The following is a 24,335-nucleotide window of genomic DNA, read 5'->3' as shown; positions in this document are numbered from 1 at the left end:
TTACTGGAACGACGCCAGATAGGCGACCAGTTGATCGATCTGTTCGGGCGTTAGCGATTTGACGAAGGTGTCCGGCATGAAGGACATACCGTTGGCGGAAAACATGTCGCCCGGATGCAGGTAGACACTCGGCGTGACGATGGATTCGCGGATGAAGCCTTCGGCGTCCTTGGCCTTGCCCTTGTAGTCAGGCGAGGCGATGACCTGCTTGGCCCGACTGGCCAACCCGGCCAGTGATGGCCCGGCGAGGTTGACGCCCGGCGCAATCGAGTGGCAAGCGCTGCACACCGGGGTGGCGGTTGTTCGAAACAGCGCCTCGCCCAGGGCGATCGGGTCTTCCTTGCCGGACACCGGGCGGGCGGCGGGGGGTGGTTGGTCGCCGCCAGTGGCATTCTGCTGGGCCACAGTGAGGTCCATGCCGGGGATCGACGCACCGGTTACCAGAATAGGGCGCGGCGGCCAGCCTTGATTGTCGACCTTGCTCACCCAGTCGAGGAAGGCGATCAAATCGGCGATTTCCTCGTCGCCGAGTTTCAGGTTCGGCATCAGACGACGATGGCGTTTCTCGTCATAGAACTTTGAGGGGTCTTTGAGGAACGCAGTGAGATACGGGGCGCCGCGTTGCTGGGTGATTTTCGTCAGGTCCGGGGCGTAGTAAGCACCCTCGCCGAACAGGGTGTGGCAATTGATGCAATTGTATTGATGCCAGACATCCTTGCCGCGAGTCACCTGCGGCGTGATTTGCTGGGCATTGGTCAGTGTGGGGAACTGCCGGTGACTATCAACCGTCATGCCCAGAAACACCACAGCGGCGATCGCCGTCGATATCAGCGCGAATGAGCGAGTCTGGCGTTTGTTCATTGCGAACTCCCTATACGCCGATACCGGTCCAATAGGTGATGCCGATCACGCCGGCATAGACGACCGCGCTGGCCATCAGCACGAGCACTGCATAGCTGACGAGCTTCAAGACTTTGTGCACGACTGCCTCCCAATCTGAAAGTGCAGGTGGAAAGTGCCTGGTCATTCGCGTTACGCATTCAGTATTGATGCGCGCGAAAGAGCGTTAGCCCGTTGCACTGACGATTGCTTGAGGACTGCATTCGAACAGCTGCGAACAGGCGCTAAAGATTGACGACTTCACCAAGCCTTGCGTTCAGGTGCCGTGGTTCAGTGGGGGAGGCAGGATGACTGTGAGCCTAGTAGACGTCGCGCGACTGTCAATGACTCGGGTGGACTTCATTCACCGTCTTTTTTCTTTCCACCATCAGCGTCTGGCTTGCCGCCGAACATGCCAAACAGGTTCTGGGTATTGAGATACAACGCCTTCGACTGGTCGACATACTGGCGCATCAGGTCCTGCATCACCGGGGCCTGTTGATGCATGAAGTCGCTCCAGGCCTCGGACGACTGCGCGCCAGTCTGGGACTGGACGTCGATCACAGTCTGGATGCTCTTGTCCAGGTAACTGCCGAGTACGCCCTGATATGGGCCGTAGAACTGGATAATCCCCATCAGCATTTCGGTGGTGAAGATGGGCTCACCGCCGCTTTCGGCTTCCAGAATCACTTGCAGCAGGATGCTGCGCGTCAGATCCTCGCCACTCTTGGCATCGACCACCTGAAAGGCAATTTTGTCGACCACCAACTGGCGTATGTCCGCCAGCGTCAAATGACTGCTGGTGTGGGTGTCATACAGTCGGCGGTTGGGGTACTTCTTGATCAGGCGGGGAGTGGTATCTGTCATGCGGGCGTCTCGCGGCGGGCCTGGTTTGCAGGCATCTTATCCTACTATGGCCACTGTCGCGGATGATCGTTCCCACGCTTAACGTACCGATCGTTCTCACGCAGAGCATGGGAACGATCATTGCGGTGCTTACCAGATCGGCAGGGTGTAGCTGACGATCAGGCGGTTTTCATCCAGATCGTTGCCGAAGTTGGTCGAGCGCACCGTCGCGTTACGCCATTTCACCCCGACATTCTTCAGCGGCCCGCTCTGCACGACATAGCCGATGTCGGTATCACGTTCCCATTCCTTGCCTTCCGGGCGGTTGTTGCCCAGATCGATATTGTCGCCGGTGAGGTAGCGGGTCATGAAGGTCAGGCCCGGAACACCGATGGCCGCAAAGTTGTAGTCGTAACGCGCCTGCCAGGACTTTTCGTCCTTGCTGGCGAAGTCGCCGATCTGCACGAAGTTCACCAGGAAAGCATCGGTGCCGTTGACGTAGGCGTAACCGGTGTCGCCGCTCATGCCTTGATAACCCAGGCCCAACGCATGCCCGCCAAGGTTGTAGGTGAACATCGCGCCGATGGCATTGTTATCGACATTACTGCCGCCATCATCCGTGGAGCGGGCGAAGCGCAGATCCGTTTTCAGCGACTGGCCGGTTGTGACTGGCAACACGTAGGTCAGGTTGACCAGGTGCTGGCTGTAGAAGTTGTCGAGGTGACCGTAGCTGTAGCCAGTGGCGAGGTTGCTGGTCCATTTGTAGTTCAGGCTGGCGAAATCGAAGCGGTCGCTATCGAGATGACGTGTGGTGATGCCCTTGGCGCCGGTTCGGGTGATGCCCATGTCCTCGTAGTCCGAGGAGTCGCGCTGATTGACTTGCGTCAGTCGCCCGGCATCCACGGTCAGGCCTTCGATTTCCAGCGAGGTCAACTGACCGCCCTTGAAGGTTTGTGGCAACAGCCGTGAATCGTTGGCCAATAACGTGGGCAGTTTCGGCAGCAGCGTGCCGAGTTTCAGCGTGCTTTTTGAGGCACGTACTTTGGCGGTCAGGCCCAGTTCACCGTACTCGTCCTGCGCACCTTTGCTTGTGTCGCGGTGACGTTTGAGCAAACCGGAGCCTGCGCGATCAGGGCTGGAATCGAGCTTGGCGCCGACCAGGCCGATGGCATCGAAGCCGACACCGATCAAACCTTCGGTGAAGCCCGATTCATAGCGCAGCAGGAAGCCCTGGGCCCATTCCTCTTGTTTGGATTGGGCTGCGTTGTTCTGGCGATAGTCACGGTTGAAATAGAAGTTGCGCAGCTCAAGGCTGGCCTTGCTGTCTTTGACAAAGTCGGCAGCGGCGGGGGCCGAGAGACTGATGATGACGCCGCCGGCCAGCAACAGTCGGGTAGCGCGGGTGCGGGTGTTGCGGTCCATGGTGAAGCCCCTTTGTTTTTATTATGGAAAGACAGGTCCCGCGGCCCTCGCCAGGTGGGCGAGGGCTTATCAATAAAAAACGCGAACGCCAAAAAGATAGGAGCGTGGCGCCGCGTGCGGTTCAATCGTTAGAACTGTTCGGCGCTCAGGCCAAACAACGAGGCACTGCCCGCGCGGATGGATTGCTCCAGACTCAAAATGCGCGGCAGCAGGCGGTGGATATAGAAGTCGGCGGTGGCGATTTTCGCGCCATAAAACCCTTCGTCTTCGTGCAGCTTTTGCTTGGCAACCTGTGCCATGCGCGCCCAAAGCCAGGCGTAGGCGACGTAACCGAACAAGTGCAAATACTCCACCGACGCGGCGCCGACTTCGTTGCGATTGGTCGCGGCTTGATCCTGCAGCCAGTCGCTCAGGTCTTCCAGACGCTGCACGGCATCGAACAGTTGAGCGGAGTAGGGCGCGTCAGGCTGATGGGCGAAATGACGGATCTCAGCGGTGAACTGGCGCAGCGCGAAGCCCTTGTCGGCGAGCACTTTGCGTCCGAGCAGGTCCAGAGCCTGAATGCCGTTGGTGCCTTCGTAGATCTGCGCGATGCGCACGTCACGGACCAATTGTTCCTGGCCCCACTCGCGGATGTAGCCATGGCCACCAAACACTTGCTGGCCGTTGATGCAGCTTTCGAGGCCGGTGTCGGTGAAAAACGCCTTGGCTACCGGCGTGAGCAGCGCGACCAGGGTTTGCGCGCTGTCGCGTTCCTTGGCGTCATCGGAAAACTTCGCCAGGTCCAGTTGCTGCCCGACGTAACTGGCAAACGCGCGGCCACCTTCAGTCATGGCTTTCATGCTCAGCAGCATGCGGCGCACATCGGGGTGGACGATGATCGGGTCGGCCACTTTGTCTGGGGCGATGGCACCGCTCGGCGCGCGGCTCTGCACACGTTCGCGGGCATAAGCGACGGCGCTCTGATAGGACGCTTCGGCGCAGCCAATGCCCTGAATGCCGATGGACAAGCGCTCGTAGTTCATCATGGTGAACATCGCTGCCAAGCCTTTGTTGGCTTCGCCGACCAACCAACCGCTGGCGCCGTCGAAGTTCATCACGCAGGTGGCCGAGGCTTTGATGCCCATCTTGTGTTCGATGGAACCGCAACTCACGGCGTTGGCATCGCCGATGGAACCGTCGGCATTGACCAGTACTTTGGGCACGACGAACAGTGAGATGCCTTTCGGCCCCGCCGGTGCGTCCGGCAGTTTGGCCAGCACCAGATGGACAATGTTTTCGGTCAGGTCCTGATCGCCACCGGTGATGAAGATCTTGCTGCCGGTGATGCTGAAACTGCCGTCGACCTGTGGTTCGGCGCGGGTGCGGATAATTCCCAGATCGGTGCCGGCGTGGGCTTCGGTCAGGCACATGGAACCGGCCCAGCGGCCTTCGTACATCGGCGGCAGGTAGAGGTTTTTCAGGGTGTCGCTGGCGTGGGCATCCAGCGCCAGGCAGGCACCGGAACTCAACGCCGAATACAGCGCGAAGCTGGAATTGGCGCCGTAGAGCATTTCTTCGAACTGCACGGCGAGCATCTTCGGCATGCCCATGCCGCCGAAATCGGCGTTACCGGAAAGGCCCACCCAGCCGCCTTCGATGTAGGTGGCATAAGCCTGTTTGAAACCGATTGGCGTGCTGACCTGGCCATCGACCCACTGGGCGCCTTCCTCGTCGCCGCTGCGATTCAATGGCGCAATCAGGTGCGAGGTGACTTTGGCCGCCTCCTCAAGAATGGCATCAGCGGTGGCGGCGTCGACACTGTCGGCCAGGGCTGGCAGGCGTGCCCACAGGGCCGGGGCGTCGAACACTTCATGCAGCACAAAGCGCATGTCGCGCAGCGGGGCGTTGAATTCGGGCATAACGTGAACCTCAAAAGGTTGTGCGATGGGCACGGCGCCGCTTGAGCAGGCCGTGCCCTTTCAATCAATGAGCGGAAGCGCTGGCGGCACCGAGGCCGGTCTGGGCGCGAACGAACTGGTCGGCGTAAGCATCACGTTCCTTGTCGGCCCGCACGCTGCGGTCGAGTTTCGACACCGCGACGATCACGAAGAACGCCAGCGGCATGGAGAACAGCGCCGGGTGGTCGTACGGGAAGATCGCGTGAGCATGGCCGAGCACGGTGACCCAGACGGCTGGCGAGAGGATCACCAGCACCAGCGCACAGATCAGGCCGGCAAAACCACCGATGATCGCGCCTTTGGTGGTCAGGCCTTTCCAGTACATGGCCATGATCAGCACCGGGAAGTTGGTCGACGCGGCGATGCCGAAGGTCAGGCCCACCAGGAACGCGACGTTCATCTTCTCGAACAGAATGCCCAGCAGAATCGCGATGATGCCAAGGCCCACGGTGGCCATGCGGGTCACGCGCATTTCCTGTTTCTGGCTGGCTTTGCCCTTCTTGAACACCGTGGCGTAGAGATCGTGGGAAATCGCCGAAGCACCGGCCAGGGCCAGCCCGGAGACCACCGCAAGAATGGTGGCGAAGGCCACGGCCGAGAGGAAACCGAAGAACAGGTTGCCACCGACCGCTTTGGCCAGGTGCATCGCGACCATATTGCCGCCGCCAATCAAGGCGCCGCCGACTTCACCATTAACGTAGTACTGCGGGTCGGTGCCGATGATCACCATCGCGGCAAAGCCCAGGGTGCAAACCACAAGGAAGAAGAAACCGATGAAACCCGTGGCGTAGAACACCGATTTACGCGCTTCCTTGGCGTTAGGCACGGTGAAGAAACGCATCAGAATGTGCGGCAGACCGGCAATCCCGAACACCAGGCCCAGCGACATCGAAGCGGTGTTGATCGGGTCGGCGAGCATTGAGCCGGGGCCCATGATGTTCCAGCCGCTGGCATGGGCTTCGACGGCTTTGGTGGCCAAGGTTTCGTAGCTGAAACCGAATTGCGACATGGCCATCAACGCCAGGGTCGTGCCGCCGGCAAGCAGCAACACAGCTTTGATGATCTGCACCCAAGTGGTGGCGATCATGCCGCCGAAGATCACATACACCAGCATCAGCGCGCCGACGATCACCACCGCAACCGGGTAGTCGAGGCCGAACAGCAATTTGATCAACTGACCCGCACCGACCATCTGCACGATCAGGTAGCAGCACACCACCGTCAACGAACCAAACGCGGCGAAGATCCGCACTTTGTTCTGGTCCAGTCGATAGGACACGATGTCGGCAAAGGTGTAGCGCCCCAGGTTGCGCAGACGCTCGGCCATCAGGAAAGTGATAATCGGCCAGCCGACGAAGAAGCCGATGGTATAGATGAAGCCGTCGTACCCCTTGGCGAATACCAGGCTGGACAGCCCCAGCAGCGTGGCGGCGGACATGTAGTCACCGGCAATCGCCAGACCGTTCTGGAACCCGGTGATGCCACCGCCCGCGGTATAGAAGTCAGACGTGGATTTGGTTTGCCGCGCCGCCCACCAGGTGATGGCCAGCGTGCCCAGCACGAAGACGAAGAACATGCCGATCGCATGCAGGTTGAGCGGTTGTTTTTCCACCGCACCCAACGCGGGTGCAGCCAGTACAACGGAGGCCGGCAATAGTCCGACAGTGGCGAGGAGAAGTTTACGGAGCAGGTTCATTACTTGCTCTCCTCGAGAATGGCGGCGCCCAGTGCATCGAAACGCGTGTTGGCGCTGTAGACGTACCAACCGGTCAGTAACCAGGAAAAAATGATGATCGCCGCGCCAACCGGCATGCCCAGGGTCAACATCCGATGCTCGGCGAGCGGCGCATGCAGCCACTGCGGGGCAAACGCCACCACCAGCATGAACGCGTAATAAGTACCCAGCACCGCAGCACTGAGTGACCAGGCCAGGCGCGAACGGCTGCTCACCAATTGAATGAATTTCGGGTTGGACCGAATGCGTTCACAGCGTTGGGTATCGGTTGAATGGATGTCGATCATGGGTGGCTCCATCTTGTTGTTGTTATCGATGCTTTGGGTATTTAAGGGCAGGGCAGCGCCGAATCCGGCCTGCACGAGCCCGAAGCGGCCAGTAAATTCACCGGCCGCTTGACGGGTACAACGTCGATTCGGTTAGAGCGCTTTGGCCCTGTCGCGCAGAACGTACTTCTGGATCTTGCCGGTTGAAGTCTTCGGCAGCAGGGTGAAAACCACCGTGCGCGGGACTTTGAAACCGGCCAGGTGTTCGCGGCAGAAACTGATGATGTCGGCCTCGCGAACGTCCTGGTGATCAGCCTTCAATGTGATAAAAGCGCAGGGCGTTTCGCCCCACTTCTCATCGGGACGGGCGACGACGGCCGCTTCCATGACGGCTGGATGGCGATAGAGCACACCTTCCAGTTCGATGGTTGAAATGTTCTCGCCGCCGGAAATAATGATGTCCTTGAGTCGGTCCTTGATCTCGACGTAACCGTTGGGATGACACACCGCCAGGTCGCCGGTGTGGAACCAGCCGCCTTCGAACGCTTCGGCCGTAGCGGTCGGGTTCTTCAGGTAGCCCTTCATCACGGTGTTGCCGCGCATGAAGATCTCACCGATGGTCTGACCATCCCGCGGGGTCGGCTCCAGTGTCTTCGAGTCGCCGACCATTACGCCTTCGAGTGTCGGATAGCGCACGCCCTGACGGGATTTGATTTGCGCCCGTTCGTCCAGCGGCAACTCATCCCATTCGGCATGCCAGGCGCAGAGCGTCACCGGACCATAGGTTTCGGTCAGGCCATACACGTGGGTAACCTTGATGCCCATTTCTTCCACGGCACCGATCACTTTGGCCGGTGGCGCGGCACCGGCGACCATCGCGTTGACCGGGTGATCGATCGCCGCTTTAGCCGATGCCGGCATGTTGACCAAGGCATTGAGCACAATCGGCGCGGCGCACAGATGGGTGACCTGATGCTCGCGGATCAGCGTGAGGATTTTTTGTGGATCGACACGGCGCAGGAACACATGCACACCGGCCATGGCAGTGATGATCCACGGGTAGCACCAACCGTTGCAATGGAACATCGGCAGGGTCCAGAGGTACACCGGGTGGTTGCCCATGGCCCAGGTCATCTGGTTGCCCAATGAGTTCAGATAAGCACCGCGATGGTGGTAAACCACGCCTTTGGGGTTGCCGGTGGTGCCTGAGGTGTAATTCAGCGAAATGGCGTCCCATTCGTTCGTCGGCCATTGCCAGGCGTATGCCGGATCGCCTTCGGCCAGCAGCGCTTCATAGTCCAGATCGCTAACTGCCTGGCCTTCGCCGTATTCCGGATCATTAACGTCGATGACCAGTGGCGGGTGATCGAGCATGCCGATCGCCGCGTGAATCACATCATGGAACTCGCGGTCGGTAATCAGCACCTTGGCTTCGCCATGCTGCAGCATGAAGGCAATGGCTTCGGCATCCAGACGCACGTTGAGCGGGTTGAGCACCGCGCCGATCATCGGCACGCCGAAATGCACTTCAAGCATCTCCGGAATGTTGGGCAGCATCACCGCCACCGTGTCGTTCTTGCCGATGCCGCGACCGGCCAGCGCCGAAGCCAGACGGCGGCAGCGGGTGTAGGTCTGCGCCCAGGTGCGGCGAATAGAACCATGGATGACGGCGGGGTAGTTGGGGTAAACGCTGGCGGTGCGCTCGATGAAGCTGAGCGGAGACAAGGCAATATGATTGACAGCCGCAGGGCCTAGCCCTTGTTCATAGATCGACATGTACGGTTACTCGGTGGCTGATTGTTAGCTCTATAGGTGACCCTTGCAGCGTTGCCGCTGAGGGCACCTTTTATGTCCGGCTTGCTTTATATAACATTCAGCCACCTATATGGAAGTACAACCTACGTCATATAGGATATGTACTATATTTGCTTCTGACAGATCCAAAATGAATGCAGTCACACCGCCAAGGCCGGTATATCCTTGGCTTCCCCAACGAAGCGGACCTTTGATGACCCTGACTCCCGTTCGATTGCACAGCTGGTTGCGCCTGCAGCGCGAGGGTGTGTCACTGGCCGCCCGGGCCGATGCGTTGTGCCGTGCGCTGCAGGATTGCCCCGAGGTGCGCCGGGCGGTTTACCTGAGTTGGCAAGCCAATGCGCGGATTTACAGCCACGAGGGCGCCGCCCAGCATTTTCCACCGGGGCTGGGCGACCCTTCGCTGGCCAGCGATCAGCGGCTGTTTGATCGGCTGGTCGAGGCGGGGCGACTGGACCTGGCTCAAGTACGTCAACTCGATTGCTGGTTGGCCGGGCGACTGCGTCGGGCGGCTATCAGCCATGGCCAGGTGTTTGATCTGGCTTTGCAACCGGGGCAGCCGGGGTTGTTGCTGGTGGAAGTGTGCGAGGGCGTGAGTCTTGATTGGCTGGGTTGGGTGCAGGACTTGCTGACGACCTTGCTGAGCAGCGTCAACGGTATGCTGCGCGGCTCGCCGCTGTTGGGTCACGATCCACAGCCGAGTCTTTTGCTCGATGCGCAGGGCCGGCCGCTGGAATTCAATGCCGCGCTGTTGGCACTGCTCGCCGAAAAGCCGCTGACTGATGTGCTGGGTTTTCTGCCGGTCAATCACCGGGTGCTGGTCCGTGCCTGCCTCGACCAGCAACGCGCCATCGACGGGGTCGAAGCCCAGTTCGAAGCGCAGATCCTGATCTGGACGTTTATCCCCGATCCCCAGGACAACCGTGTGCTCGCCCGTTGCCGCGATGCCACGGCACAAGTGCTGGCCGAGCGTGAAGCCGCCACGGCACGGCGGCTGTACCGGCTGATCATCGAGAACACCACCGACCTGATTTCCCGACACACACCGGACGGACGCTTTCTGGATGCCTCGCCCGCGTCCTGGACATTGCTCGGCTACTGGCCGGAAGAGTTGCGCGGGCAAATGGCCCAGGGCTTGTTCCATGGTCAGGACCTGGCCAGCCTGGTGCAGCGCGCGCGGGATGCCCTGGAGCAGGACGGTTATCACACAATGACCTATCGCATTCGTCATCGAGACGGGCATTACCTGTGGTTCGAAACCGCGAGCCGGGCGATTCGTGAGACCTACACCGGGACAGTGGTTGAAGTGGTCAGCGTGTCCCGGGACATCACCGCCCGGGTGCAAGCCGAGGAGAACAAGCGGCGCCTGGCGGAGGTCGTCGAGGCAAACACCGATCCGGTGTTGTTCATCGACCCCGAGGGGCAGGTCACTTATCTCAACCCAGCGGCGCGGCGCATTCTCGGGATCGACGAGCAACAACCGATGCCAGCCTTGGCGCAATTGTTCGCCAGCAGCGACCTGGCACGTCTGCAGCGTGATGGCTGGAGCAGCGCCGAACGCGACGGTGTCTGGAGCACCGATGCGCGATTACAGCCACCGGATGGCGGCACTTCAGTGCCGGTATCGCTGGTGTTGCTGGCGCACCGTTCGGCCGGCGGCGAGCGCTATTACTCCTTGGTGGCGCGGGACATGACCGAGCGTGAATTGCGTGAAGTGCAACAGCGCCGCCATCAGGACGAACTGGCCCATACCGCGCGGTTGGTTACCCTGGGTGAATTGGCCTCGGGCATCGCTCACGAAATCAACCAGCCGTTGGCGGCGGTGGTCAATTACGCAAATGCCAGCCAGCGCTATTTACAGACGCTGGATTCAAATCCCCAGGCTGCCGCCCGAGTGGCGCAGGGTCTGGAACGCATTACCCACCACGCCACGCATGCCTCGGAAGTGATCAGACGTTTGCGCGCGTTTCTGCGCAAGGGACAGCGCCGGATGCAGGCCCTGAATTTTGCCGACGTCGCCCGCGAGGCCGTGCGTTTGTGTGCCTGGGAAGCGAGTAATTGCCAAGTGACAATCGAGGATTGCCTGCCGGATAATCTGCCGCCGATTTATGCCGACCGGGTGCTGCTGGAGCAGGTGCTGCTCAATCTGTTGCGCAATGCCATCGACGCCAACCGCGAACAACATCCTGGGCAACCTTCGCTGATCGTGATGGCTGCGGGGCAGGGCGGTGGTGCAACCGTGGAAATCAGTGTGCAAGACCAGGGGCCAGGCGTCAGCGAGCCCGAACTGGAGCAGATATTTACCCCGTTCTATACCAGCAAGGCCGATGGCCTGGGACTTGGCTTGTCCATGAGCCGCAGCATCATCGAAGGTTTTGGTGGCGAATTGCAGGCCCAACGCCAACCTGTCGGGCTGCTGATGTGCTGCCGCCTGCCGCTGGCCGGCCCAACAAAACAACAACAGGAATAACGCAATGGCAGGTGTGACGGAGCACGTGGTGTATGTGGTCGACGACGATCAAGGCATGCTCGACTCAACGGTCTGGTTATTGGAATCGGTAGGGCTCAAGGCCTTGCCGTTTACCAGTGGCGTGGAGTTTCTCAATGCTTGTGATGCCACGCTCGATGCCTGCGTGCTGCTCGATGTTCGCATGCCCGGCATGGGCGGTTTGAACGTGCAGGAAGAAATGCGCACACGTGAGCTGAACCTGCCGATCATTTTCGTCAGCGGGCACGCGGATGTGCCGATCGTGGTTCGCGCCTTCAAGGCGGGCGCCCATGACTTCATCGAGAAGCCCTATAACGAGCAATTGCTGCTGGACAGCGTGCAACAGGCGCTCAGTAACTGCGCAGTAAACCGCTCAGGCAATCAGGGCCACGAAGCCTTGCAGGCGCGCTTGCTGACACTGACCCCACGGGAGCGCGATGTCTTGCTGCCGCTGGTCCAGGGTTACACCACCCGTGAGATCGCTGAGCAACTGGGCGTGAGCGCAAAAACCGTCGACCTGTATCGCTCGCGGGTGATGAAACGCATGCAGGCCAATACCTTGCCGGATCTGGTGGGCATGGCCATCGCCGCTGAACTGGTCGATCCGCTGAAACTGCGGTGATGCGCGCAGGGGTAACAGGGGTGTCAGATGAATCCACCCCTCACCCTAACCCTCCCGAAACGTCGGACCGCCCCAGAGGGTAGAGGGGACTGACCGAGTTGTTCTTAGAGTTACATCGACCTGAAAGCCCGAGTCGAACTCAGGTATAGAAGCATATGGAGATCTGCCCCCTTTCCCCCTCCCCCCTGTGGGGTGTTTGTACCGGACACATGGTGGACAGGTGTTCGGAGACATGGTGGACACTTTTAAATAGACACATTGCTCATCTGAAAGGAGATGGTTTGTGTCTTGGGAAGAGGTGTCCACCATGCAGCTTCGTTCCGAATTTGTACTGTTAGCTCGGCAAGAAGGGGCCAATATCCGACAACTCTGCCGACGCTTTCATATCAGCCCAAGCACCGGATACAAATGGCTTGGCCGGTTCGAAACCTCTGGTGCAGACGGCTTGCACGACCAGTCTCGGCGCCCAAAACATTCACCCAAACGCTGCGCTGATACGGTTGAAAAGCAGATTCTGGCCTTGGGGGTGGAGCACACGGCCTGGGGCGCCCGCAAGCTCAAACGCAATCTGGAGGATGAGGGGTATTTGATGCCCGCCGTCAGCACGGTGCATGCGATTTTGCAGCGTAATTCGCGAATCGACCCGCAGGCGGCAAATACCAAACCCTTTATCCGATTTGAGCATGAAGCCCCCAACGATCTTTGGCAGATGGACTTCAAGGGACATGTCGGCATGCGCCATGGTCGCTGCCATCCCTTGACGGTATTGGACGACCATTCGCGGTTCTCGCTGTGCATCGCGGCCTGTGGCAACGAGCAGCGTCAGACCGTGCAGGAGCAGCTTATCCACGTGTTTCGGCGCTACGGCTTGCCGATGCGCATGACCATGGATAACGGTGCACCGTGGGGCGATCAGAGCGGGGTTTATACCGCGTTAGAGGTCTGGCTGATGAGCCAGGGCATCCGAGTGGGCCACTCCAGGCCTTATCACCCGCAGACTCAGGGCAAGCTTGAGCGTTTTCACCGCAGCCTCAAGGCTGAAGTTTTGCAAGGTCAGTGCTTCATCGACCTGCTTGGGGCACAGAACGCCTTCGATATCTGGCGCGATATCTACAACCAGAAACGCCCCCATCAAGCATTGGAAATGGAGGTTCCAGCGACTCGCTACAGCTGTAGTCCTCGTGAATACCAGGAGCATCGGCAAGCACTGGAGTACGCCGAAGGGGATTTGATCAGAAAGGTTCAGGCCAATGGCGAGATGTACTGGAAAAGCCGCAAGTATGCGATTGGAAAGGCCTTCATCGGCGAGCACATAGCCATCAGAGAAACGACCGAGGATGGCATCTACGACATCTATTGGAGCAGACATCGCATTGCCAAAATTGACTTGAGCTTGCAGACCGTTGTATCAGGAAAGCGGCTTTGAAGACGTCCACCATGTCCCCGAACATGTGTCCACCATGTGTCCGGTACAAACATGGGGAGAGGGCTGGGGTGAGGGGTGGATCCTGAGCCAGGCACAAAATCCAGAATCACCCAATCAACGCTTCGCTTTCAACCCATCCAGTCACTTATCCAACTGAACGTCTATGCTGGGCTAACCGATCCCATACCTCTGCCGCGATCTGCAAGGAGGCAGCAATGGTGCCCACATCCAGTTCCGAGAAGGCGTTCACACGCAGTCTGCTCGATGTTTTGATCCGTGCCGGACTGATTGCCGTACTGGTGCTGTTCTGCTTTGAGATCTTCAGCCCGTTCCGCGACCTCATGCTGTGGTCGCTGATCCTGGCGATCACCCTTTATCCGCTGCAAGAACGGCTCAAGGGGCCGCTGGCTCAGAAAGACGGCCACATTGCGACGCTGATTGTGCTGATTGCTATCGTAGTGCTCATGGTGCCGATCTATCTGTTGGTCACCTCGATTGCCGATTCGGTCGCGCATGCCATGACCACCGTCAAGGACGGCAACTTCCATATTCCGCCACCCGCTGACTCAGTCGCTGACTGGCCGTTAGTGGGCAAGTCAGTCTCGGCTGTATGGCTGCAGGCCTCAACCGATCTTCCCGACCTGGCAGCGAAGTACCTGCCGCAGATAAAACATTTCAGCGTGAGTTTCCTGGGCAAACTGGCCGGCGTCGGCATGGGGTTCCTCACCTTTATCTTTGCATTGATCATCGCCGGCATCTTCATGGCCTATGGCGAGAGCGGCAGGCGCAGCGCGGTACAGATCGCGACCCGCGTCAGCGATCCGGGCAAGGGACCGAAAATCGCCGAACTGTGTACCGCAACGATCCGTGCGGTCGCGCTGGGGGTGGTCGGCATCGCCTTCATCCAGATGCTGCTGGTGGGGATCGGATTCGTGCTCATGGGCGTCCCCGGTGCCGGGCTGCTTGCCTTGGCGGTGCTGCTGCTCGGCATCATGCAATTGCCGGCGACGCTGATTACGCTGCCCGTGATTGCCTTTGTGTTCGCCACCGAGGGGGCCAGCACGGCGACCATCATCTTCGCCATCTATGTGTTCGTTGCCGGCCTGGTGGATAACGTACTCAAGCCTTTGCTGCTGGGGCGCGGTGTCGATGTGCCGATGCCGGTGGTGTTGATCGGTGCCCTCGGCGGCATGGTCACCAGTGGCATCCTCGGGCTGTTCATCGGCCCGGTGGTGCTTGCGGTCGGCTATCAGTTGTTTTGGCAATGGGTGGAAGATCAGCCGCAGAACAGACCGGACGTCCCGCCGATGTTATGACTGGCCGGGCTTGCGCTAGCATGAAAGGTGTTCAGGCCACTCGTCCTGACGAGCAGGGCTGCCGCCATGACTGCACAGAATCATCCACTGCTGGACCAGGTGCTGATCGCCCATGGTGGTCTGGAACGCTGGAACCACTTCAGTAAAGTTCGCGCCACGCTCGTGACCGGCGGCTCGCTGTGGGGCATGAAAGGGCTGACGCAGGACAGTGCGCCCCGCCAGATGACCGTTTGGCTGCATCAACAGCGCGCTTCGGTGATGCCATTCGGTGGGCCTGATCAACGGACGGCCTTTCCCGAGAACATCGCCACTCACTGCGCGGTGCAGGATTTCTACTTCGGCGAGGACTTCCTGCTTCGTCGACACGACTACGACGTGGACGTGAGTGGCGGCCCGCCTGCCGCGCAGTATGTCCATGACTCCGTTGAAGCAGACGGGCAGCCAGACAAGGATGTCTTGAGGGTGGCTATCGACCTCAGCGACATCCGCTACGCCTAGAGAGGGTTGAATCATGACCATCCATTCCTGGGAAAAACTCTACCTCGATGACCTGAGCCTGGGTCAGCAGTTCGAAAGCGACAGCTTGCGTGTCCATCGAGCGTCGATGCTGGCCTTTGCTCAGGAGTTCGACCCGCAACCGTTTCACCTCGATCCTGAAGCCGCCGAGCTGAGCCTGTTCCGTGGTCTGGCAGCCAGTGGCTGGAACACCGCAGCCTTGACCATGAAGCTGCTGGTGGAAAGCGTGCCATTGGCCGACGGGATCATCGGCCTGGGCATCGAATTGAGCTGGCCGACGCCGACCTACCCGGACGATCTGTTGCGTTTGCAATGCACCGTGCAGGCCATCGATCCATCCAGCACCAAACCAGACCGGGGTGTGGTGACCCTGTTCATGGAAACACTCAATCAAAACGACAAGGTCGTGCAGCGAGCCACCGGCAAACTGCTGGTCTTCAGAAGACCGGCGCCTGATTGAGAACGTAGTCATGGGTGTGTGGAGCGTGCGTGATCGGCAAGGCGTCTTGCCGTTACATTGAGCGCGTTCTTTGTCGATTGCAGGGGCCGGAGGCGGCGTTGTGAAAACATTCCTGCTCAGACCTAGCGCCTCAACGCTGAACATGTTGCGTCAAGCGTGCCTGCAACGCCGAGATGCGGTGCCGCCAACGTTAACGGAAAAAGCGCTCATCCCTGGCATTCCAGATGCTCGCTACTGGCTGGACCAGGATCTGACGCCGTTCATTCGGGATGTGAGTCAGGCCAACCTTCGAGAGGCTGAGGCGCTCGCCAGCGCAGGGATGCCCAATGACACCCTGCCGCTGGCAAGCATGTTGGCCGTTTCGGGGGGCGGCGATGCAGGCACATTCGCGGGGGGCATCATTGCGGGATGGACCCTGCATGGGACTCGACCTGTGTTCAAAGTCGTCACCGGCATTAGCGCTGGCGCCCTGGTCGCCCCGTTTGCCTACCTGGGGCCCCAGTACGACGGTGTCATTCTGGGTATCTGCAACGCAGTCGGTCCAAAAGACATTTTCCATGCGCGCAATGTGCTGACCCGTCTTGCCAGCGACGGTATCGCGCACAGCAAGCCTCTGTCGCGGCTCATTGCACAGCACATCACTGCCGAGGTTCTTGCGGCGATCGCGTCGGAATACGCCAAAGGACGTCTTCTGATGATCGGCACCACCGACCTTGATTCTGGACGCCCGGTCACCTGGAACATGGGCGCTATTGCCTCCAGCCAGGCACCGGGCGCGCTCGACCTGTTTCGCAACATCATGATCGCGTCGATGAGTATTCCCGGCGCCGTTTCACCCGTCATGATCGATGTGGAGGTTGACGGCCAACAGTTTCAGGAAATGCACGTGGACGGAGGCGTCCTGACTCAGGTGTTCCTTTACCCACCCGGCACCGTGATGGCGCTGAACCGTGTGACCGGTGCGCGTTTGCGTGATGAACGGCATTTCTATGTCATTCGCAACGGCAAACTGGAGTTGCAGTGGTCCGGAACCAAGCGCCGCACCTTGAGCATCGGCGGTCGCGCCATCAGCGCATTGATCCAGAGTCAGGGGATCAGCGATCTGGATCGAATTTACCGAATTGCACAGCAGGATGGGGCGGACTTCAATCTGGCGTACATCGGCTCCGACTTTGATATTTCTCGCAATCACAGATTTGATGGCGAGTACATGAAGCGCTTGTTCGATTACGCCTTTGAACTCAGTGCGAAAGGGTATCCGTGGCATAAATCGCCGAGTACGTGAGAGAGGGCCCCAGAGAAATCAGCTGACCGGCTCAGCCGTACAACTCATCGCCCCTGAACCTGGCTTCTGGAAAATGACCCCGTTGCCGTCTTGCCAGAAGCGATAGTTCCCCTGGGAATCCTTGCCAGTGTATTGGGTTCCCGAATCACTCGGCACCTGGCTCAGGGTGATCGAGGTGTTCGCCCATTTCAGGTACACGACACCTGGCTGCGTGTTAAAGAAGGTGGCGGCAATCAGTGCGTTAAACCCTGTACAACGAAAAGCCAGGGGGCCTTCGGTGAGCCTGTCTGGATCCTTGGTTCTCACAATGGCCGAGCCTTGGCGTAGCTGGTGCGCGCGCTCGGCATAACTTCGGATCGTGCACGCCTTGGGTTCAGACGTGGACGCACACTGATTACGGGAGTCGATCCAGAACTGCTGGTCGATCAAGACTTTGTCTGGCCGCGGTACTGAACGTTCATCCGTGAGCGCCAGGCGATAAAGACGCGTCAATTCGATATCCATCTGCGCCAGTTGCGAATCGCGACAGATAAGGTTTTCGACGGATGGCCTTGCCGTGGCGCAGTCGAAGCTGGTCTTGAACGACGCAGCATTTGCGCAGGTGCTCGTCGCCGCGCAAACGCTGGCAGCGAGCAGACAGGTGAAAAGGGTCGTGACCGTTTTCATGTTGGCTTCACCCAGATCATGACGTGATCCCCGGATTGCCATGGAACCTATCGATCTGTTGAACATTCATTCGTTCGCATTGGGTGTATCGCAGTGTAAGTCAGTGCTCAAAACTTGCCACTCCGCGGGGCGCGGAAACGCATGCCTTGTAGCAGCTGTCGAAGCCTGCGTTCGGCTCTGTAGCAGCTGTCGAGCTTGCGAGGCTGCGTTCGGCTGCGCAGCAGTCGTAAACCCTGAGCGCGCGGTTTTCCTGATACACCGCATTGCCTGATTTCACGACTGCTACGTCCGATCGCGGCCCGAGCCGAACGCAGGCTTCGCCAGCTGCTACAGGTCACATGGGATTACCGAGGTATCAACAATGCCGGTTACTGGATCTTCACCAAGCTGTCCGGACTGAGCGTGGCCGACGGCTTGCGCGCACGCTCAGCACCTTATGCTTGCGCAACTGTCGCAGTATCAATTCACGGCGCTGTTCAGGAATCATCGGTGCGCCTCTTTCGGCGGCGATGTCCTTTTGATTAGGCATTCGGGCTCCAGATTAAGGAAAGCTGACGGTAAAGTTAGCGGTCAAACATAGTAGCGAAATCCGTGGCGGGATCAGTAGCGCGGCGATCTGACGGTGCCTGGGACTAAAATTGAGCCACGTTTCGCGTGGAGAGAGCTTCCTGCTCTTTCGATATGTAGCGAGTGAAGGCACAATGCGCATCCTTTTTTGGCTGGCCTTGCCGGAGGCGCCTCGAAATGATCAAAACGCCGTACTACCTCATCGACAAACAAAAGCTGCTGGCGAACATGCAGAAGATCGCCTATGTGCGCGAACAATCCGGGGCCAAGGCGCTCCTGGCACTCAAGTGCTTCGCCACCTGGTCGGTGTTCGACCTGATGCAGCAATACATGGACGGCACCACGTCGTCGTCGCTCTACGAGCTCAAGCTCGGTCGACAGAAGTTCGCTGGCGAGACCCATGCCTACAGCGTGGCCTGGGCCGACGACGAGATCGAGGAGATGCTCGACAACTGCGACAAGATCATCTTCAACTCCATCAGCCAGTTGCAGCGCTACGCCGAGGCTTCAGCAGGCAAGGTGCGCGGCCTGCGGGTCAATCCGCAGGTGAGCAGCTCGGATTATCTGCTGGCCGACCCTGCGCGGCCGTTCAGCCGTCTGGGCGAGTGGGACCCGGTGAAGATCGAACAGGTTATCGAGCAGATCTCTGGCTTTATGTTCCACAACAACTGCGAGAACGGTGATTTCGGCCTGTTCGACCAGATGCTGTGCACCATCGAAGAACGCTTCGGCGACTTGCTGCACAAGGTCGAGTGGGTCAGCCTCGGTGGCGGTATCCATTTCACGGGTGAAGGCTACGCGCTGGACGAGTTCTGCGCGCGCCTTAAAACCTTCTCGCAAAAATACGGCGTGCAGGTCTACCTGGAGCCGGGCGAAGCCGCCATCACTCAGAGCGCGTCGCTGGAAGTCACCGTGCTCGACACCCTCTACAACGGCAAGCACCTGGCGGTTGTGGACAGCTCCATCGAAGCGCATATGCTCGATCTGCTGATCTATCGCCTGAATGCCAAGCTGGCGCCCAGCGAGGGCGAGCACACGTACATGGTGTGCGGCAAATCCTGCCTGGCCGGAGACATATTCGGTGAGTATCAATTTGATCGTCCGCTGGCGATCGGGGATCGGCTGTCGTTCATCGACGCAGCGGGTTACACCATGGTCAAGAAGAACTGGTTCAACGGCCTGAAAATGCCGTCCATCGTAGTGAAACAACTCGACGGTACAGTCGAGGTGGTTCGTGAGTTTGGTTACAACGACTACATGTCCAGCCTTTCGTAAGCTGGCAGAGAAGGAGAGAGAGAAAAATTGAAGAAGAACGTGCTTATCATTGGTGCAGGAGGTGTCGCCAAGGTGGTGGCCCACAAGTGCGCGCAGCACAACGATGAACTCGGTCGTATTGCTATCGCGTCGCGCAACATCTCCAAGTGCCAGGCCATCATCGACAGCGTCAAGGCCAAGGGCAGCCTCAAAGTGCCCGCCGAGATCCAGGCCTTCTCGCTGAACGCCCTGGATGTCGAAGCGACCAAGGCGCTGATCCGCGAAACCGGGTCACAGATCGTCATCAACGTCGGTTCCGCCTTCCTCAACATGTCGGTGCTGCGCGCCTGCATCGATACCGGCGTGGCCTATCTGGACACCGCCATTCACGAAGAACCGGGCAAAATTTGCGAGACGCCGCCCTGGTATGGCAACTACGAGTGGAACCACCTCGAAGAGTGTAAAGAGAAGAACATTACCGCCATTCTCGGCGTGGGCTTCGACCCGGGTGTGGTCAACGCCTATGCAGCACTGGCGCAACAACAGTATTTCGACCGCATTGATTCGATCGACATTCTCGACGTCAACGCCGGTTCCCATGGCAAGTATTTCGCCACCAATTTCGACCCGGAAATCAACTTCCGCGAATTCACCGGACAAGTGTGGAGCTGGCAGAACAGCCAGTGGACCAGCAACACAATGTTCGAAGTCAAACGCACCGACGACCTGCCGGTCGTAGGCGCGCAAAACCTGTACCTGACCGGCCACGATGAAGTGCACTCGCTGTCGAAGAACCTCGACGTGCCCAACGTGCGTTTCTGGATGAGCTTCGGCGAGCACTACATCAATGTGTTCACCGTGCTCAGGAACCTTGGCTTGCTCTCCGAGCAGCCGGTCAAGACCGCTGAAGGCCTGGAGGTTGTGCCGCTGAAAGTAGTCAAGGCCGTGCTCCCTGATCCGAGCTCGCTGGCGCCCGGCTACACCGGCAAGACCTGCATCGGTGATCTGGTCAAGGGCACCAAGGATGGCCAGCCGCGCGAGGTGTTCATCTACAACGTGGCTGATCATGAAGACGCTTACGCGGAAACTGATAGCCAGGGCATTTCCTATACCGCAGGTGTGCCGCCCGTGGCAGCAGCCTTGCTGGTCGCCCGCGGCGAGTGGGACGTGCAGCGCATGGCCAACGTCGAGGAGTTGCCAGCTGAGCCCTTCCTCAAGGCGCTGGATGTGATGGGCCTGCCGACCCGCATCAAGGATGAGAATGGAGATCGTCCCTGGAGCTGAAACGCTTGAGGCTCGCAACATACAGGTGAACCTCGTTTCCCGCTCCATACGCAAAAACGCCGCTCTTTGAGCGGCGTTTTGGTTTGTGCGTAATGGGGAATGCAACATTCCCGCCCGTCACCCACATGGAAACCCAGCCCGTCGAACCGGCACTAACCCGTGGTTGCGTGGTCAGTAATTGGCGCCAGTAGCGCAACGAGGGTCGTCTCTGATAGCGGCACATCAGGTTACGTTTAGTGTTTTCTCCAATGCCTTGGGGCAAAAAAACTCGCGATGGATTGCGTCTTGGACCGACTTTTCCTTTTGCGGGCGACACTCTATGGGTTTGCTTCTCGATCCGCGTCATGACATTGATGCCGCTTTATTAAGCTATCGCCGGGTGTTCTGGTCGCTGGCGCTGTTCAGTGGGGTGATCAACCTGCTGGTGCTGGTGCCGTCGCTCTACATGATGCAGGTGTACGACCGGGTCCTCACCAGCCGCAACGAAACCACCTTGTTCATGCTCACCTTGATCGCTCTGGGACTGTTCATGTTCAGCGCACTGATCGAGTGGGCACGCGGCGAGGTGATGATTCGCATGAGCGCGGGGCTGGACGATGCCTTGGGCGAGCGGATTTTCGACGCCGCCTTCGCCCGCAGCCTGCGTGAGCACAACGCCAACCCGGCGCAGGTGCTCACCGATCTGGCGACACTGCGGCAGTTGATCACCGGCCAGGGCCTGATCGCCTTGCTGGATGCTCCGTGGTTGCCCATCTTCGTGCTGGTGGCGTTCATCTTTCATCCCTGGTTTGGCGTGCTGACGCTGGTTCTGGCGCTGGTACTGATCGGCCTGGCGCTGTGGGGCGAGTTAGCGACTCGCACACGCTTGGGCGAAGCCAATCGCCTGGGTGTGCAGTCGTCGATCTATGTAAACAGCACGTTACACAATGCCGAAGTCATCCAGGCCCTGGGCATGCTCGGGCCATTGCGCCAGCGTTGGAGCCTGCTGCAGCAACGCATCATTGCCGCCCAGGCTCATGCCAGTGACCGCGGCGCGCGTATCACTTCGATGACCCGTTTCGTGCGCATCTCCGGACAATCTCTGGCCCTGGGCCTGGGGGCGTTGCTGGTGCTTGAAGGCCAATTGTCAGCGGGCATGATGATTGCGATGTCGCTGCTGCTGGGGCGTGCTCTGGCGCCCGTGGAAATCGCCATTGGCTCGTGGAAGCAATTCAACTCCGGCCGCCAGAGCTACCAGCGCCTGAGCCAACTGCTTGCCCAGCATCCGCGCGAGCGCCTGCGCATGCCATTGCCACCGCCCACCGGCGCAGTGCGCCTGGAGCAGTTGTATGTCGGCCCGCCCGGCGCCTCGCAACCGATCCTGCAGGGCATCAATTTCAGCCTGGCCAAAGGTGATGTGCTCGCGGTCGTCGGCCCCAGCGCCAGTGGTAAATCAACGCTGGCCAGGGCGCTGGTCGGGGTATGGCCGGCCATGGGCGGGTCGGTGCGCCTGGACGACGCCGAGATCAGTCAATGGTCCCACGACGCCCTGGGCCCGCACCTCGGATACCTGCCGCAGGATATCGAGCTGTTCGACGGCAGTGTGGCCGACAACATTGCCCGCTTCGGTGAACAGGACGCCGACAAGATCATCGCGGCCGGGCGTCACGCTGGCATTCACGAGATGATCCTGAGGTTCCCCAAGGGGTACGACACGCCGTTGGGCCCCGGCGGGCTTGGCTTGTCCGGTGGTCAAAAGCAACGTCTCGGCCTGGCTCGCGCGCTCTATGGTCGCCCGTCGCTGATTGTGCTCGATGAGCCCAACTCCAACCTCGATGAAGCCGGAGAGCTGGCACTGGTGCAGGCCATCAGTGCGCTCAAGGCTACTGGCAGCACCGTGGTGCTGATTACCCACCGGCCTAATGTGCTCGCGGTGGTCGATCACATTCTGGTGCTCAAGGACGGCACTCAACAAGCATTCGGTCCACGGGATCGGGTGCTCAAGGCATTGATGCCGGGGCCAAGACCGGCTGCGGTCAGGGAGGCTGGCGGAGATGCGTGATCTGACCCCAGAGGCACAAACGTACAGCGAGCAGGGGCTGAGCGTGCGCGGCGCCACAACGCTGCCCTGCGCCAGTACCGACGCCGGGGGGGCGGCACGCTATGGTGTCGGTTTCCTGGTCCTGACGCTGGGCGGCTTCCTGCTCTGGGCCTGCCTGGCGCCGCTCGACCAGGGTGTCGTGGGCAGCGGCACCGTGGTGGTGGCGGGCGAACGCAAGGCTGTGCAGTCGTTGGTCGGCGGGGTGGTGGAAAAACTGCTGGTCAGCGATGGTGATCGCGTCACTCAGGGACAGTTGCTGGTGCAGTTCAATACGGTGCAGGCGCAGTCACAACGGGACGTGACCCTGGGCAAATTGCTCAACGATCGCAGCGTCGAGGCGCGGTTGATTGCCGAGCGCCTGGGTTCTGCCGAGATCCAATGGCCCGCTGAACTGCTGGAACATGCCGACGAGCCGCGGGTCAAGGCCGCCATGGCCTTGCAGAGCCAGTTGTTTCTGACCCGCCGCGCAGAACTGGGCAGCCGCTTGCAGATCATCGAACACGAAGCCGCGGCATTGCAGCAGCAATTGCTCGGCTACGAAGGCGTCAAGCGCAACTACGACACGCAGATGCGCTTTCAGCAGCAAGAGCTGGAAGGCCTGCGTGAGTTGGCCCGTGAAGGCTACATTCCGCGCAACAAACTCTTCGAGGCCGAGCGCAACGCAGCCCAATTGGCCGGACAGATTTCCTCTGGGGTGGGCGATGTCGGCAGGACCCGCCAGGCGATCAACGAAAGCCGGTTCAAGGCCTTGCAGGCGCAGCAGGAATTTCGCCGCGATGCCGAAACCCGGCTCAGCGAGGTCTCTGCCGAGGCGGCAGGTTTTGCCGATCAGATTCGTGCCTTGCAGTTTGAAGTCGACAACGGTGCGATCCGAGCGCCGGTGTCCGGGCAGGTCATGGACGTGAACATTCATACGGTCGGGGGCGTTGCGCAGGCCGGCCAAACCCTGATGCAGGTGGTGCCGCTCGATGCGCCGATGGCGATCACTGCGCGCTTCGAGCCGCTGATGGCCAATAAGTTACGCCCGGGTCTGCCGGTGCATGTGCATTTCACCGCGCTGCAACGGGTGGATACGCCGACGGTCACCGGCACGGTGACTACGGTGTCGGCGGACCAGTTGATCAATGAACAGACGCACCAGCCGTACTTTTCCGCCAAGGTCGAAATTCCCGCCGACACCGTCGCCTCGCTGCAGGCCGCCGGCCTGCTGGTGCGCCCCGGCATGCTCGCCGATGTCACGGTGGTCACGGGGGAACGCACCTTGATGAATTACCTGATGAAACCTTTGCGTGAACGCTTGCTTGCGGCCTTCAAAGAGGAATGAGCATGACCGACCGCTGCCGCTATCGCCACATTTGTCCTGTGTTGGTCGTTGATTTTCCCGGCACTGAAAATCCCCTGTGCGAGCGAGCTTGCTCCGGGCGGCGTTCCGACGATAGCGGTCGGTCAATCAGCTTCCTTGCTGAAT

Annotated in this window: 19 protein-coding genes and 1 pseudogene; 11 read left to right on the top strand and 9 right to left on the bottom strand. The window is 59.7% G+C overall.

The window, feature by feature from the left end:
* The 7 genes from QFW87_RS13800 to QFW87_RS13770 form a co-directional block, all read right to left on the bottom strand.
* Positions 1–861 carry a cytochrome c gene (locus tag QFW87_RS13800; protein WP_283190781.1) on the bottom strand — a complete coding sequence of 287 codons (861 nt, stop codon included), beginning with the start codon at positions 859–861 and terminating at the stop codon, positions 1–3.
* A 378-nt stretch (positions 862–1,239) separates the two neighbouring features.
* On the bottom strand, positions 1,240–1,746 hold the full coding sequence (gene phaR, locus QFW87_RS13795; protein WP_283180331.1) for a polyhydroxyalkanoate synthesis repressor PhaR: 507 nt from the start codon (positions 1,744–1,746) through the stop codon (positions 1,240–1,242).
* A gap of 129 nt (positions 1,747–1,875) precedes the next feature.
* Positions 1,876–3,147, bottom strand: a complete 1,272-nt coding sequence (locus QFW87_RS13790; protein ID WP_283190780.1) for an OprD family porin — start codon at positions 3,145–3,147, stop codon at positions 1,876–1,878.
* A gap of 128 nt (positions 3,148–3,275) precedes the next feature.
* Entirely contained in the window at positions 3,276–5,048 is a 1,773-nt protein-coding gene (locus QFW87_RS13785) for an acyl-CoA dehydrogenase C-terminal domain-containing protein (RefSeq protein WP_283180329.1), read from the bottom strand.
* A 64-nt stretch (positions 5,049–5,112) separates the two neighbouring features.
* A complete protein-coding gene (locus QFW87_RS13780) occupies positions 5,113–6,783 on the bottom strand; it encodes a cation acetate symporter (RefSeq protein ID WP_283190779.1) in 1,671 nt (556 codons plus the stop codon).
* Complete coding sequence (locus tag QFW87_RS13775) at positions 6,783–7,109, bottom strand: DUF485 domain-containing protein (RefSeq protein ID WP_123363997.1); 327 nt, start codon at positions 7,107–7,109, stop codon at positions 6,783–6,785. The genes QFW87_RS13780 and QFW87_RS13775 overlap by 1 nt, the downstream gene beginning before the upstream one ends.
* 132 nt (positions 7,110–7,241) lie before the next feature.
* Entirely contained in the window at positions 7,242–8,864 is a 1,623-nt protein-coding gene (locus QFW87_RS13770; RefSeq protein ID WP_283190778.1) for an acyl-CoA synthetase, read from the bottom strand.
* 232 nt (positions 8,865–9,096) lie between these two features.
* On the opposite strand from QFW87_RS13770, the gene QFW87_RS13765 reads away from it, so the two are divergent.
* From QFW87_RS13765 to QFW87_RS13735, 7 genes are all read left to right on the top strand, one after another.
* Positions 9,097–11,373: a PAS domain S-box protein gene (locus QFW87_RS13765; protein ID WP_283190777.1), complete on the top strand. Its 2,277-nt coding sequence runs from the start codon at positions 9,097–9,099 to the stop codon at positions 11,371–11,373.
* A 4-nt stretch (positions 11,374–11,377) separates the two neighbouring features.
* A complete protein-coding gene (locus QFW87_RS13760; protein ID WP_283180325.1) occupies positions 11,378–12,013 on the top strand; it encodes a response regulator transcription factor in 636 nt (211 codons plus the stop codon).
* A gap of 307 nt (positions 12,014–12,320) precedes the next feature.
* Complete coding sequence (locus QFW87_RS13755; RefSeq protein ID WP_283182018.1) at positions 12,321–13,439, top strand: IS481 family transposase; 1,119 nt, start codon at positions 12,321–12,323, stop codon at positions 13,437–13,439.
* Positions 13,440–13,654: 215 nt separating this feature from the next.
* The gene (locus QFW87_RS13750; RefSeq protein ID WP_283180324.1) at positions 13,655–14,755 is read left to right on the top strand and encodes an AI-2E family transporter; all 1,101 of its coding nucleotides are present in this window, start codon (positions 13,655–13,657) and stop codon (positions 14,753–14,755) included.
* Positions 14,756–14,821: 66 nt separating this feature from the next.
* A complete protein-coding gene (locus tag QFW87_RS13745) occupies positions 14,822–15,253 on the top strand; it encodes a hypothetical protein (protein WP_283190776.1) in 432 nt (143 codons plus the stop codon).
* A gap of 13 nt (positions 15,254–15,266) precedes the next feature.
* Positions 15,267–15,731, top strand: coding sequence for a MaoC family dehydratase (locus QFW87_RS13740; protein WP_074876624.1), 465 nt, complete (start codon positions 15,267–15,269; stop codon positions 15,729–15,731).
* A gap of 100 nt (positions 15,732–15,831) precedes the next feature.
* Positions 15,832–17,016 carry a patatin-like phospholipase family protein gene (locus QFW87_RS13735; protein ID WP_283190775.1) on the top strand — a complete coding sequence of 395 codons (1,185 nt, stop codon included), beginning with the start codon at positions 15,832–15,834 and terminating at the stop codon, positions 17,014–17,016.
* An 18-nt stretch (positions 17,017–17,034) separates the two neighbouring features.
* On the opposite strand, the gene QFW87_RS13730 is transcribed toward QFW87_RS13735, so the two are convergent.
* A complete protein-coding gene (locus tag QFW87_RS13730) occupies positions 17,035–17,682 on the bottom strand; it encodes an MliC family protein (RefSeq protein ID WP_283190774.1) in 648 nt (215 codons plus the stop codon).
* Positions 17,683–18,103: 421 nt separating this feature from the next.
* A pseudogene (locus QFW87_RS13725) lies at positions 18,104–18,211 on the bottom strand (DeoR/GlpR transcriptional regulator); the annotation flags it as partial.
* A gap of 215 nt (positions 18,212–18,426) precedes the next feature.
* Between QFW87_RS13725 and nspC the strand changes: the two are divergent.
* The 4 genes from nspC (at position 18,427) to QFW87_RS13705 (ending at position 24,191) form a co-directional block, all read left to right on the top strand.
* A complete protein-coding gene (gene nspC / locus QFW87_RS13720) occupies positions 18,427–19,524 on the top strand; it encodes a carboxynorspermidine decarboxylase (protein WP_283180321.1) in 1,098 nt (365 codons plus the stop codon).
* 27 nt (positions 19,525–19,551) lie between these two features.
* A complete protein-coding gene (locus tag QFW87_RS13715) occupies positions 19,552–20,787 on the top strand; it encodes a saccharopine dehydrogenase family protein (protein WP_283190773.1) in 1,236 nt (411 codons plus the stop codon).
* A 319-nt stretch (positions 20,788–21,106) separates the two neighbouring features.
* On the top strand, positions 21,107–22,828 hold the full coding sequence (locus tag QFW87_RS13710) for a type I secretion system permease/ATPase (protein WP_283190772.1): 1,722 nt from the start codon (positions 21,107–21,109) through the stop codon (positions 22,826–22,828).
* A complete protein-coding gene (locus QFW87_RS13705; RefSeq protein WP_283190771.1) occupies positions 22,821–24,191 on the top strand; it encodes an HlyD family type I secretion periplasmic adaptor subunit in 1,371 nt (456 codons plus the stop codon). Before QFW87_RS13710 ends, QFW87_RS13705 begins: the two co-directional genes overlap by 8 nt.
* The last annotated feature ends 144 nt before the right edge of the window (positions 24,192–24,335 follow it).

The organism is Pseudomonas sp. PMCC200344, assembly GCF_030053095.1.
GTDB classification, from domain to species: domain Bacteria; phylum Pseudomonadota; class Gammaproteobacteria; order Pseudomonadales; family Pseudomonadaceae; genus Aquipseudomonas; species Aquipseudomonas svalbardensis.
This window is presented reverse-complemented; position numbering and strand designations above follow the sequence as displayed.